Source organism: Pseudomonas sp. LAMO17WK12:I5, assembly GCF_900215165.1.
GTDB lineage: Bacteria > Pseudomonadota > Gammaproteobacteria > Pseudomonadales > Pseudomonadaceae > Aquipseudomonas > Aquipseudomonas putida_A.
In genome coordinates, this window is sequence record NZ_OBDS01000002.1 from 259313 (window position 1) to 271345 (window position 12033).

General features: G+C 60.6%; 7 protein-coding genes, 2 tRNA genes and 1 pseudogene. 2 read left to right on the forward strand and 8 right to left on the reverse strand.

Translation table 11 applies throughout. The annotated features are described in order from the left end of the window. Window positions 1–23: 23 nt before the first annotated feature. Both CRO59_RS04005 and rimO read right to left on the reverse strand, forming a co-directional pair. Complete coding sequence (locus CRO59_RS04005) at window positions 24–497, reverse strand: GNAT family N-acetyltransferase (protein WP_097086521.1); 474 nt, start codon at window positions 495–497, stop codon at window positions 24–26. 328 nt (window positions 498–825) lie between these two features. After that, a complete protein-coding gene (rimO, locus tag CRO59_RS04010; protein ID WP_003222282.1) occupies window positions 826–2163 on the reverse strand; it encodes a 30S ribosomal protein S12 methylthiotransferase RimO in 1338 nt (445 codons plus the stop codon). Between the two features lie 349 nt (window positions 2164–2512). Here rimO and CRO59_RS04015 point away from each other — a divergent pair, with 349 nt between their 5' ends. Beyond that, entirely contained in the window at window positions 2513–4354 is a 1842-nt protein-coding gene (locus CRO59_RS04015) for a potassium transporter Kup (protein ID WP_371917801.1), read from the forward strand. Between the two features lie 196 nt (window positions 4355–4550). On the opposite strand, the pseudogene CRO59_RS04020 reads toward CRO59_RS04015, so the two are convergent. From CRO59_RS04020 to CRO59_RS04040, 5 genes and pseudogenes are all read right to left on the reverse strand, one after another. Further along, window positions 4551–4679, reverse strand: a pseudogene (locus CRO59_RS04020) (DUF3077 domain-containing protein); the annotation flags it as partial. 340 nt (window positions 4680–5019) lie between these two features. Then, on the reverse strand, window positions 5020–6312 hold the full coding sequence (locus tag CRO59_RS04025) for a virulence factor family protein (RefSeq protein ID WP_097086525.1): 1293 nt from the start codon (window positions 6310–6312) through the stop codon (window positions 5020–5022). Continuing rightward, window positions 6312–8951 (reverse strand): bifunctional lysylphosphatidylglycerol flippase/synthetase MprF, encoded by a 2640-nt coding sequence (mprF, locus tag CRO59_RS04030; protein ID WP_007964392.1) that lies wholly within the window; start codon window positions 8949–8951, stop codon window positions 6312–6314. The genes CRO59_RS04025 and mprF overlap by 1 nt, the downstream gene beginning before the upstream one ends. Window positions 8952–9230: 279 nt before the next feature. After that, window positions 9231–9307: transfer RNA gene (locus tag CRO59_RS04035), tRNA-Met, on the reverse strand. Window positions 9308–9527: 220 nt separating this feature from the next. After that, window positions 9528–9604: transfer RNA gene (locus tag CRO59_RS04040), tRNA-Met, on the reverse strand. 280 nt (window positions 9605–9884) lie between these two features. Here CRO59_RS04040 and dinB point away from each other — a divergent pair. Continuing rightward, window positions 9885–10946, forward strand: a complete 1062-nt coding sequence (gene dinB, locus CRO59_RS04045; RefSeq protein WP_097086527.1) for a DNA polymerase IV — start codon at window positions 9885–9887, stop codon at window positions 10944–10946. A 119-nt stretch (window positions 10947–11065) separates the two neighbouring features. Here the strand turns inward: dinB and CRO59_RS04050 are convergent, their stop codons facing one another. After that, on the reverse strand, window positions 11066–12019 hold the full coding sequence (locus CRO59_RS04050) for a hypothetical protein (RefSeq protein WP_027614341.1): 954 nt from the start codon (window positions 12017–12019) through the stop codon (window positions 11066–11068). Between the last annotated feature and the right edge of the window lie 14 nt (window positions 12020–12033).

A 12033-nucleotide genomic window follows, 5' to 3' on the forward strand; every position in this document is an offset into this window, starting at 1 on the left:
TCCTACAGTGGGATTCTGGTGTGTCAGGCATGGCTTGAGCGCTGCTGGTTCTGCCGCAGGCGCATATGCAGCAACGGGTACGGCTGGCCCATGCCATCCACCTCCGAGCGGCCGATCACTTCAAAACCCTGCTTGAAGTAGAACCCCAGCGCCTGCGGGTTCTGTTCGTTGACGTCGAGTTCATCGGCATTCAGATGTTGCATGGCGTAGTTGAGCAGTTTCTTGCCCAAGCCTTGGCCACGATACTCGGGATCGATGAACAGCATTTCGATTTTGCCCGCCGCCACCCCGGCGAATCCGGTGATGCGTTGCTGATGATCCTTGGTGCAAATCAGCATCACCGCGTCCAGATAACGGGTGAGCACCAGATTGCGCAGCAACTCGATGTAGCTGTCCGGCAGAAAATCATGGGTCGCGCGGACCGAGGCCTCCCAGACCCGGGTCAGTTCCTGATAATCGCTGAGTTTCGGCGTGTGAATGACCGAATGCTGACGCATGCCCGGCTGCCTCTTTTCAAATGGGTGAGCGGGATTCCTTCCCACTGCAAACGATAGACGCAAAAAAGCCCCGCATCTCGTAAAAAGAGCGGGGCTTTTTGTATTTATTTCGGTGTCTGGCTGGCTGTTAATGTTGCCTGCAAGAGCTTCCCCCTCACCCCAACCCTCTCCCCCCAAGGGGGGCGAGGGGGGAAGGGAGCTGATCTTCATGCTGTTCAAAATCTGAGGTCGACTCGATATTTCAAGTCGCCGTCATTCGAGAGAGCAACTCAATCAGTCCCCTCTCCCTCAGGGAGAGGGTTAGGGTGAGGGGCTTTTGATCTTCAGATCAGATCTGCTCAGCCCACAGGTCGTATTCGTCAGCGTCAGTCACCTTGCACCAGACCTTGTCGCCCGGCTTGAGGTTGCTGCCGTTGTCGATGAATACGTTACCGTCGATTTCCGGGGCATCGAAGAAGCAGCGGCCGACGGCGCCTTGCTCGTCGACTTCGTCCACCAGCACTTCGATCTCGCGGCCGATGCGCATTTGCAAACGGGCCGAGCTGATCGCCTGCTGGTGCGCCATGAAACGCTCCCAACGGTCTTGCTTGACGTCGTCCGGCACTACTTCCAGGTCCAGATCATTGGCGGGCGCACCATCGACCGGCGAGTACTGGAAGCAGCCGACGCGGTCGAGCTGGGCTTCGGTCAGCCAGTTCAGCAGGTACTGGAAGTCTTCTTCGGTTTCGCCCGGGAAGCCGACGATGAAGGTCGAACGGATGATCAGGTCCGGGCAGATCTCGCGCCAGTTCTTGATCCGCGCCAGAGTCTTGTCTTCGAACGCCGGGCGTTTCATCGCCTTCAGCACTTTCGGGCTGGCGTGCTGGAACGGGATGTCCAGATACGGCAGGATCTTGCCGGCGGCCATCAGCGGGATCAACTCGTCGACGTGAGGGTACGGGTAAACGTAGTGCAGACGGACCCACACGCCCAAGGTGCTCAGCGCCTCGCAGAGTTCGGTCATGCGGGTTTTCACCGGCGCGCCGTTCCAGAAACCGGTGCGGTACTTTACGTCGACGCCGTAGGCGCTGGTGTCTTGCGAAATCACCAGCAGCTCTTTGACGCCGGATTTGACCAGACGCTGGGCTTCGTCGAGCACATCACCCACCGGACGGCTGACCAGTTTGCCGCGCATCGACGGGATGATGCAGAAGCTGCAGCTGTGGTTGCAGCCTTCGGAAATCTTCAGGTAGGCGTAATGACGCGGAGTCAGCTTGATGCCTTGCGGCGGTACCAGGTCGATCAGCGGGTTGTGATCCTGACGCGGCGGCACCACTTCGTGCACGGCGTTGACCACTTGCTCGTACTGCTGCGGGCCGGTCACGGCCAGCACGCTCGGGTGTACGTCGCGGATATTGCCTTCTTCCACGCCCATGCAACCGGTGACGATCACCTTGCCGTTTTCCTTGATCGCTTCACCGATCACTTCCAGCGACTCAGCCTTGGCCGAGTCGATGAAACCGCAGGTATTGACCACCACCACGTCGGCGTCCTGGTAGGTGGACACCACGTCATAGCCTTCCATACGCAGCTGGGTCAGGATGCGCTCGGAGTCGACCAGTGCTTTCGGGCAACCCAGAGATACGAAGCCAACCTTTGGATTGGCCGGCGCAGGAGTGGTGGACATGTCTAACCTCGGTGTTTTGTGACGTCGCTTGCCGTGTGGGAAAGCCGACGGATGGGCGCTTAGGGTGCGCCTCTGATCAAAAAGTGCGCAATTCTAGCGATGAGCAACGCACTTGACCAGCTTTATGCAGGGAAATACGACGAGTGCTGCGCTATGCTTCGCGCCGTTGAGCTTTACCAATTTTTTACAGTCAACAAAACGTCTGTAACAACAGGTAAAACAGCGCATGCTGCACCACAAAGCATAGTGCTTCATTCAAAGAAGCCGGTTCGAGAATCAGGAGTGTTGGATGGGTCAGGCAAGTAGTCAGGCGGCGGGCGCCGAGCATTCGGCTGCAAAACCGCTGAGCATGCTGGTCGCGGCAGTCGGGGTAGTTTACGGCGACATCGGCACGAGCCCGTTGTACACCCTCAAAGAAGTGTTTTCCGGCGCGTATGGCGTGCCCGTCAATCACGATGGGGTGCTGGGCATTCTGTCGTTGATCTTCTGGTCGCTGATCTGGGTCGTTTCGATCAAATACATGATGTTCGTCCTGCGCGCCGACAACCAGGGCGAGGGCGGCATCATGGCGCTCACCGCACTGGCACGTCGTGCGGCGGGCAAGCGCAAGAGGTTGCGTTCGTTGCTGGTGGTTTGCGGACTGATCGGCGCGGCGCTGTTTTACGGCGACAGCATGATCACCCCGGCGATTTCCGTGTTGTCGGCGATCGAAGGCCTGGGCCTGGCGTTCGACGGCATCGACCATTGGGTGGTGCCGTTGTCGCTGGTGGTGCTGGTCGGCTTGTTTCTGATCCAGAGCCACGGTACGGCGCGGATCGGCATTCTGTTCGGGCCGATCATGGTCACCTGGTTCCTGGTGCTCGGCGCTCTCGGCGTTTACGGCATCAGCCATTACCCGGAAGTGCTGCATGCGATGAACCCGGTCTGGGCCGTGCGCTTTTTCATGGTTCACACTGGCATGGGCGTGGCGATCCTCGGCGCGGTAGTGCTGGCGCTGACCGGCGCTGAAGCGCTGTACGCCGACATGGGCCACTTCGGTCGCAAGCCGATTGCCCGTGCCTGGTTCCTGCTGGTGCTGCCGGCGCTGGTGCTGAACTACTTCGGTCAGGGCGCGCTGCTGCTGGAAAACCCGGAAGCGGCACGTAACCCGTTCTACCTGCTGGCGCCGAGCTGGGCGCTGATTCCGCTGGTGGGGCTGTCGACGCTGGCCACAGTGATCGCCTCGCAAGCGGTGATTTCCGGCGCGTTCTCCCTGACTCGTCAGGCGATCCAGCTCGGTTACATCCCGCGCATGTACATTCAGCACACCTCCAGCGATGAACAAGGTCAGATCTACATCGGCGCGGTGAACTGGTCGCTGATGGTCGGCGTTGTGCTGCTGGTGCTCGGCTTCGAATCCTCAGGCGCACTGGCCTCGGCTTACGGCGTGGCGGTGACCGGCACGATGCTGATGACCACCATTCTGGTGTCGGCCGTCATGCTGCTGCTGTGGAAATGGCCGCCGGTCCTCGCGGTGCCGGTGCTGATCGGTTTCCTGCTGGTGGACGGCCTGTATTTCGCCGCCAACGTGCCGAAGATCGTGCAGGGCGGTGCATTTCCGGTGATCGCCGGTATTGCGCTGTTCGTGCTGATGACCACCTGGAAGCGCGGCAAGCAATTGCTGGTCGAGCGCCTCGACGAAGGCGCGCTGCCGCTGCCGATCTTCATCAGCAGCATCCGCGTGCAGCCGCCGCACCGCGTGCAGGGCACCGCAGTGTTCCTCACTGCGCGCTCCGACGCCGTGCCGCATGCGCTGTTGCACAACCTGCTGCACAACCAGGTGCTGCACGAGCAAGTGGTGCTGCTGACCGTGGTCTACGAAGACATCCCGCGCGTGCCGCCATCGCGCCGCTTCGAAGTCGAGGCCCACGGCGAAGGCTTCTTCCGGGTGATCCTGCACTTCGGCTTTACCGACGAGCCGGATGTGCCGCAGGCGCTGAAACTGTGCCATCTGGATGAACTGGACTTCAGCCCGATGCGCACCACTTACTTCCTCAGCCGCGAAACGGTGATCGCCTCGAAACTCGAAGGCATGGCCCGCTGGCGCGAGGCGCTGTTTGCGTTCATGTTGAAGAATGCCAACGGCAACTTGCGGTTCTTCAATCTGCCGCTGAACCGGGTGATTGAACTGGGGACTCAGGTCGAGATGTAACCCCGCCTCAACTGAAAAGCCCCCGTCAGCTTCAAGGCTGGCGGGGGCTTTTTTGTGCCCGCACACAAACCTCTAACCCACTGCAAATCCCCTGTGGGAGCGAGCTTGCTCGCGAAGGCCGAGTGTCAGTCGAGACATGTGGTGGCTGATCCACCGCATTCGCGAGCAAGCTCGCTCCCACAAGGATTCTGTGGTGTCAGTGGCTTTCAGGCAATTCTTCTTCAGATTCGGTCTTCGTCCGCGCAGGTCGCGGCATCAGCGCTTGGATCACGTCATCAATCAAGGCTTTGCCCATCACGGTCAGGTAATGCGCAGCCCAGGCGTGGTGCTGAATGGGTCAGCGACGTCCAGAGAGTATCCCGTCGAAAAACAGCGCAATAGAGCCGCAAAGCGCCCGAACACGAGTTTCGGAGTTTGCCTACAAGGTCTGTGGCGTCATCTGATATTGCGAAACTGGAAGTAAGCGAAACTAAACATCCGGCACGAAACTGACCCTGTGGGAGCGGGCTTGCTCGCGAAGGCGTAGTGTCAGTCGACGAACCCGTTAGCTGAAACGCCGCCTTCGCGAGCAAGCTCGCTCCCACAGGGAAATGTGTGGATTGCTGGAATGTAAAAAGCCCCCGCAAGCGTAAGGCTGCGGGGGCTTTTTGTTTGGCCGGCTCAGATCACTCTGCCGGCTGATCCTTGCTCTGACGCTTCTCGATCAAGTCCACCAGACGCTTGGCCAGCGCCGGGTAGTTCTCGTCGAAGTGGTGGCCGCCAGGCAGTTTCACCGCTTCGCCGACTGCCGTCTTGTCGGTGCAGCCGCTTTCGTCGGTTTCTTCGGCGCCGTAGATGCACACTACTTTGGCCGCTGGCAGCTTGGCCATTTCCGGGCCGGTGGCGGCTTCTTTGCCGGCGTTGCCGAGCCAGCCTTCGACTTCGATTTCGAAGCTGCCGGTGCGGGCGAAGGCCAGCAGGATGATGGCGTCGACGCGCTGTTGCTCGGTGTCCGGCAGGCGGTTGTAGATCGCTGGCAGGACGTCGGCACCGAACGAGTAACCGGTCAGGATGAAGCGTTTGGTGCCCCATTTCTGCCGGTAGTGTTGCATCAGTTCGGTCAGGTCCAGCGCGCTTTGCTCGGGGCTCTTGTGCTGCCAGTAGTAGCGCAGGGTGTCGATGCCGACCACCGGGTAGCCAATCTTGGCCATCTCGCCCGCTACGTCGCGGTCGAGGTCGCGCCAGCCGCCGTCACCGGAGAGGAACAGGGTCACGGTGTCCTTGGCTTGACCGGCCGGCACTTCCACCACCGGGATCGCCAGACCGCCGTTGGCCTTGTCGCCGCCGACGAGGATCTTGCGCAGCTCGTTGTTCAGCACTTGCGGCAGGTTGATGTCGTAGTCGCTGATGCTGGTTTCGGCGTTCGGTTGATCGCGCACGAAACCGGCGCTGGTGTCGTCCGGGTTGTCGTTCCACGCCACCAGCCAGTGGCCATGAGTCGCGGATTTCGGCAGCAGGTGAGTGCAACCGGGTTTTTCCAGCGCCAGGTCGACCGAGATCGCCTGGGCCTTGTCGTCCTTCTGCTCGGACAACCAGCGCCAGGCCAGCACGGCGCCAGGGCCGATACCGCTGACCAGCGTGGCCGGGCCGTTCAGTTCGCGCAGGCCGGTCTGCAGGGCGCGGCTCTGTTGCAGGCAGTCCTTGGGCAGAATCACTTGAACGATCTGCGCCGAGGCGCTGCGGCTCAGGGTGCTCAGTTGGTTGTCGGTCAGCTTCTGGTCGTCATTGACCGCGACCAGCACCTGAGCCTTGGGCTGGGTGCCGGGAATGACGCGGGTCATTACCGTGCCGTCGGCGGCCGTCAGTGGTTGCAGAGTCGGTTGCGGTGCCGGGCGTTTGAGGTACCAGTAACCGCCGCCGGCAATCACGGCCAGCACGATCAGTGCGGCCAGGATGTACTTCAGGGAGCGTTGAATCATCAGCGTTTCACCAATCCAGTCAAGCCGCCCGCGATCAGGGCAGCAGTATCGGCCAGCGCCACCAGCGGATCGAGTCCGGCGGGCACTGCCATATAACGGGGTTCCCAGTCAGGCTGGAACTTGTCTTTGAAGCGGCGCAAGCCTTGGAAGTTGTACAGCTGCTCACCACGGCGGAAGACCATCGAGCCCAGGCGCTGGGTCAGCGGTGCACCACGCCGGGGTTGCAACCCCGACAACGGCACCATGCCCAGGCTGAAACGCGCGTATCCGTGACTCTTATAGTGTTGAATCAAACCGACCATCAGGAACTCCATGGTCAGCTTGGGGGCGTCCGGGTGCGAGCGCATCAGGTCCAGACTGGCCAGGTCATGGCTGAAAGTCTCGAGCAGGTTGGCGAACGCCACCGGGCGACCTTCGAAGCGAATCACCGCAATGCGGAAATGCTTCAGGTAATCGTCGCTGAACCGACCGAGGGAGAAACCTTTCTCGCGCACGTTCTTGCCGGTCAGCCACGCATCGGAAATCACTTTCAACTCGTCCATCGGCGCCTGGCCCGGTTCATGGATTTCCAGCGACAGACCATCGCGGGTACCACGGTTCCAGGTGTAGCGCAGGTCCTTCATCTCTTTGCCCTTGGCTTCCAGGTCAAAGCGCTGCAGATCGACCCGGGCTTCTTCGCCGAGCTTGATCGCGGTCAGGCCGATGTCCATGTAGTACGGCAGGTTTTCCGCACGTACCTGATAGAACACCGGGCGAGCGTGATGGATGTCGCACAGGTCGCGGAACTGCCAGATCATCTCGGCGCGTTGCTGGCCGGGGCCGATCGGGTCGTACAGCGCCACCAGGCTGCGGCCACGGCGGGCGTACATCAGGAAGGCTTCGTCGTTCTGGTGAAACAGCAACGCCTTGTCACCGGTCAGCGCGAGGCCGCCATCGGGTTGCGACGAAGCCATCAGGATTTTCGCGGCGCGATCCAGTTCGTCCGGGGTCGGCAGGTGGATCACCGGGCGCGCGGTGCGCAGCAGCCAGGTCAGCGCGATCACCAGTAACAGCACGGCGGCGCCGAGCAGCGAACGCAAGCCGCGCGGGGCGTCAGCGTCTAGGGTGAACTGCCACCACAGTTGATGGCTATACGGCACGTCCTGATAGGCGAACAGCAGCAACCAGGTCGAGGCGCCCAGGACGCAAAGGCTGGCCACCAGATACAGCGGCGAGAACGGCAGTTCGGTCAGGCGGCTCGGACGATAGAACGAACGACGGAACACTCCGAGCAACGCAGCGGTGAGTGTCATCAGCGTGGCTTCTTCCCAGTCGAAGCCTTTGAGCAGCGAGAGCAGGGCGCCGACCAGCAACAGAATGGTGGTCAGCATCCACGCGGCTGACAGGCGACGGCGCAGGCCCTGCGCCAGCATCAGGCACAGCACACCGATCAGGCTGGCGCCGAAGTGCGAGGCGTCAACCAGGCGATGCGGGATCAGAAAACCGATGTGTTCAAGACGGGTGTCGATCTCCGGGGTGGCGCCGGAAAACAGCAGCACCACGCCGGACAGGAACACCAGCACCGCCAGAATCGGCGCGGCCAGACCGGATGCGGCGCGCATGGTCTGGGTCTGGAACAGGCGCTGGCCTTCGTTGATCAGCAAAAACAGGCAGGCCACCAGCAGCGGTAGCACGACGTAGATCAGACGATAGAGCAGCAGGGCGGCGGCGAGTGGCGCGGCCCCGAGGGTGTCGGCAAACGCGGCAAGCAGGATCGCTTCAAAAACCCCGACACCCCCCGGCACATGGCTGAGGACGCCGGCGGCCAGGGCCAGCAGGTACACCAGCAGGAAGGCGCCGAACGGCGGGGCTTCCGGCAGCAGCAGATAAAGCACGGTGGCCGCTGCGGCGACGTCGAGGGCGGTGATGATCAGTTGCAGGAAGGTCAGGCGTCGGCCGGGCAGGCGCAGCGTCCGGCGACCGGCCCTGACCAGCAGGTTGTCGCGGTACGGTTGCTCCGGCAGACGGCGGCGATAGATGCCGATCGCCAGAATCGCGCCCAGACCCAGCACCACCATGGCAATCGTGCCGAGCAAGCCTTCTGACAGGCCCAGTGCGGCGGAGGCGGCGGGCAGGTCGCTCAGGGTCGCGAGAGCCGCCAGCGGTGGCAGGGCGCAACCCAGCGACAGGCTTGCGAACAGCGTCATGTGCGCGACTTCGGAGGCGCCCAGCCCATGGCGTGCATATAAACGGTAGCGCACCGAGCCGCCGGACAGCAGCGACAGGCCGATGGCGTTGCCAATCGCAAATGCGGTGAAGCCACCCAGCGCCAGAGTGCGCGGCGGCAGTGTCACGCCGGCATAGCGGCTGGCCGACCATTCATAGCCCAGCAATATGATGAAGCCGACCACCGTAGCAGCCACTGCGCCGAGCAGGGCCGGTTTCGGCACCGCCAGGATCGAGTCATGCAGGGCATACAGATCGAGTTCGCTCAGCAGATGGCGGCAGGCAATCAGCGCAATGGCAAACAGCAGCAACGTGACCGCCAGACCGATCGGCTGGCGATATTTGCTCAACCGATCCAGCAAGCGCAGGCGCTCGGGTTTGATCGGATGTTCTGCTGTGACGGTGTCTTGTGAATCAGACGAGTTGGCGCGCATCAATCACCTCTTGGATTGTGCGCGACAGGATGGAGGTATCCAGCCAAGTTACCAATCCCTGTAGAAAAAAATAATCACAAAATACTACGCCTCTCATCCGGGATCGGCGAGGGCGGGTCATGGATTGCAGACGTCTTGCCTGCGACTCAAGCATAGTCGCAACTGGGCGGGTCTGATGATCCTGAGCGTTTCACTGCAGCGTGACAGATCATTGTTGCGAAAGGACTTTTTCCACAGATACAAAAAAGGCCACTCTTTCGAGCAGCCTTTTTTGATGTTTGGTTGCGGGAGCCGGATTTGAACCGACGACCTTCGGGTTATGAGCCCGACGAGCTACCAGACTGCTCCATCCCGCGTCTGTGTGGCGGCATTCTACAGGCGAACGGCGAGGTGTCAACCGCTAATCCCGTAAAGGGTCAAATAAGTGTGAATTTGCGTCAAACGGTCGCGGCGGCGCGGTAAGTTTCGGAAATGCAACGAATTCCTGTTCGCCCGGATGTGCGTGATGCAGAGGCTGGTCTGAAAAACAGACAGACACAAAAAAGGCCACTCTTTCGAGTAGCCTTTTTTGATGTTTGGTTGCGGGAGCCGGATTTGAACCGACGACCTTCGGGTTATGAGCCCGACGAGCTACCAGACTGCTCCATCCCGCGTCTGTGTGTCGGCATTCTACAGAGGATCGCCGGGGTGTCAACCTTGAATCTGGATAAATCTGTTCCTGTTCAATCGGTTAGCGCTTTTTCCAGTGCAGGAGACGGGCGCGCAGGGCAGGCGGGGCAAGGCTTTCAGCTCTATCGGTCGGTGATTCTCGATTGAGAAAATAAATTCATCGTGGTTTTCCCACAGGCTGAAAAGAACATTCAGACCACTGGTGCTATATACAGGTGTCAGTGAGATACTGCGTTTCCGGCTCGCCATGTTTCCTTTTCTGTCATGACCCAGCGAAAAATCATCCACGTCGACTGTGACTGTTTCTACGCCGCCATCGAGATGCGCGACGACCCGAACCTGGCCGGCAAACCGCTGGCGGTGGGCGGGTCGGCGGATCGGCGTGGGGTGATTGCCACCTGCAACTATGAAGCGCGGGCGTATGGCGTACGTTCGGCAATGTCGTCCGGGCATGCCTTGAAGCTGTGTCCCGACCTGACCATCGTCAAGCCGCGCATGGAGGCCTATCGCGAAGCCTCGAAGGAAATCCATACGATCTTTCGCGATTACACCGACCTGATCGAGCCGCTGTCGCTGGATGAGGCCTACCTCGACGTCTCCGACAGCGCGCATTTTGGCGGCAGTGCCACGCGCATCGCGCAAGATATCCGCCGGCGGATCTCCAATCAGTTGCACATCACCGTGTCTGCGGGCGTGGCCCCGAACAAGTTTCTGGCCAAGATCGCCAGTGACTGGAAGAAGCCCAACGGGTTGTTCGTGATTACCCCGGATCAGGTCGAGGATTTCGTCAGTGGCTTGCCGGTGAGCAAGTTGCACGGCGTCGGCAAAGTCACTGCCGACAAACTGGGCAAGCTCGGCATCGTCGATTGCCTGCAACTGCGCGAGTGGGACAAGTTGGCGCTGGTGCGCGAATTCGGCAGTTTCGGTGAGCGACTCTGGAGTCTGGCCCGTGGGATTGATGACCGGTTGGTGCACAACGACAGCCGCCGTCAGTCAATCAGTGTGGAAAACACCTACGACGTCGATCTGCCGGATCTGCGCAGTTGCCTCGACAAGCTGCCGGAGCTGCTGGAAACCCTGAAAACCCGCATGGAGCGGATCGACAGCAGTTATCGCCCGGGCAAGCCGTTCGTCAAAGTGAAGTTCCATGACTTTACCCAGACCACACTGGAGCAAGCCGGGGCAGGGCGCGATCTGGGCAGTTATCAGTTGATGCTGACGCAGGCGTTCAACCGGGGTGGGAAACCGGTGCGGTTGTTGGGGGTAGGGGTGAGGCTGGAGGATTTGCGCGGCGGGTTTGAGCAGATGGAGTTGTTTGAGCGCTAATGCCTGTGGTGTTGCTGATGCCGCTTTCGCGAGCAAGCCCGCTCCCACATTTGATTGCATTCCATCTGAAGGAACTCGATCAAATGTGGGAGCGGGCTTGCTCGCGAAGCTTTTCAGGCTTAATTCGGTCCAGGATCAGCGACCAGACGCCCCGCATCCTTGGTCAGCGACTTGAGAAATTCCGCCTGCAACTCAGGATCGTTACGCGTCAGTTCGATCAGGCTCTGCTCCAGCTCGCTGGCTTCTTCTTCCAGACCCAGCTCCGACAGACGCTTGACCCGGTGGACCCACTGGCTCACTTCGTCGTCTTCCAGATCGTCGTAAATCAGCCCGTGCGCTTCCAGCAACTTGCTGCGCAAATGGCTGCTGATCGCCAGGGATGAATCGCTGTGCACGTCATCCTTGCCGTCTTCGACGCTGATCTGCAGTTTGCCGATATGATTCAGGTCATTTTCGGCGAACGGACTGTCCAGCAGGTTCAGGCGCAGCACGCCGTTGCGGTCGGTGGTCATGTCGAAGGTCTGCTTGCCGGCCTTGACTTGCACCGGACGCTCGCTCCACGGCAGGCTCGAATACTCCGTGCGCTTGTCGCGCTGGACTTCATCGATACCGGCCAGATTCTGTTGCGCACGACCGTGGGACTGCACGTTCATGAACGGGTTGACCCCGGCAATGCCGTAGTTCAACCAGTCCTTGGTCACGCTGTCCGGCAGGTTGCCCAGAGCGAATACGTTGACCACATTGGCGCCGATACCGGCAACCACGGCCACCGCGCCCAGCGGAATCTCGTAGATTTCGCGCCAGGGTTGGTAAGGCGTGTAGCGATCGTAACGGCGGGTGACCTCAAACTCGGTGACTTCGAAGGTCTTCTGTTCGTTGATTTTCACGCGACGCTGCGGCAGTTCGAGCACCTTAGGCTCACCGACATCGATCTGCAGGCTGTGATCGAGCAGTTTGCGCTCGACCCGCTCTTCGTGCTCGCTGCGCTGTGACATCTGATTGGCACAGCCGCTGACCAGCAGGGCGCCGCACAAGGCGGCGCCACCGAGGCCCAAGGTGTTTCGCTTGAACATGAGGTCTCTATCTG

Excerpts from the sequence above, each read along its gene's own strand:
- CRO59_RS04050 (WP_027614341.1), bottom strand. The coding sequence starts at position 12,019 with ATGTTCAAGCGAAACACCTTGGGCCTCGGTGGCGCCGCCTTGTGCGGC.
- rimO (WP_003222282.1), bottom strand. The coding sequence starts at position 2,163 with ATGTCCACCACTCCTGCGCCGGCCAATCCAAAGGTTGGCTTCGTATCT.
- CRO59_RS04015 (WP_371917801.1), top strand. The coding sequence starts at position 2,513 with ATGCTGGTCGCGGCAGTCGGGGTAGTTTACGGCGACATCGGCACGAGC.
- dinB (WP_097086527.1), top strand. The coding sequence starts at position 9,885 with ATGACCCAGCGAAAAATCATCCACGTCGACTGTGACTGTTTCTACGCC.
- CRO59_RS04025 (WP_097086525.1), bottom strand. The coding sequence starts at position 6,312 with ATGATTCAACGCTCCCTGAAGTACATCCTGGCCGCACTGATCGTGCTG.
- mprF (WP_007964392.1), bottom strand. The coding sequence starts at position 8,951 with ATGCGCGCCAACTCGTCTGATTCACAAGACACCGTCACAGCAGAACAT.
- CRO59_RS04005 (WP_097086521.1), bottom strand. The coding sequence starts at position 497 with ATGCGTCAGCATTCGGTCATTCACACGCCGAAACTCAGCGATTATCAG.